At 70.3% G+C, this 266-nt stretch carries 1 protein-coding gene; it reads left to right on the top strand.

Translation table 11 applies throughout. The features are described 5' to 3' along the window. Nucleotides 1-28: 28 nt before the first annotated feature. On the top strand, nt 29-266 hold a 238-nt coding region (locus ACQRAQ_RS08675; RefSeq protein WP_427794565.1), incomplete at its 3' end, for a hypothetical protein.

Raw genomic sequence — 266 nt, 5'->3', positions numbered from 1 at the left:
CCGCAGGCTGCTCGAGCGCAGCCTCGCCATGTCCGACAAGCCCCACTGGATAAAGGGCGAGCGCGAGCTCGATCTCTTCGAGGCCGACAGGCTGGCGATGCTCGGGCTGCCGGCCAAGCCCCTCGACTGCGTCACCTACGTCTCTCGCACCGCCGACAAGAAGGGCAAGGTCTCGGTCGGCGAGAGGGGCCGCCACCTCTACTCCACGCACCCGTCGCTCTCGCGCCGCAGGCTCACGGTCGGCCTGCGGGCGACGACCGTGAGCG

The organism is Collinsella sp. SGI.178 (genome assembly GCF_050313495.1).
Classification (GTDB): domain Bacteria; phylum Actinomycetota; class Coriobacteriia; order Coriobacteriales; family Coriobacteriaceae; genus Collinsella.
Note: the sequence above shows the minus strand (reverse complement) of the source record. Positions and strands in the feature narration are given on the sequence as shown.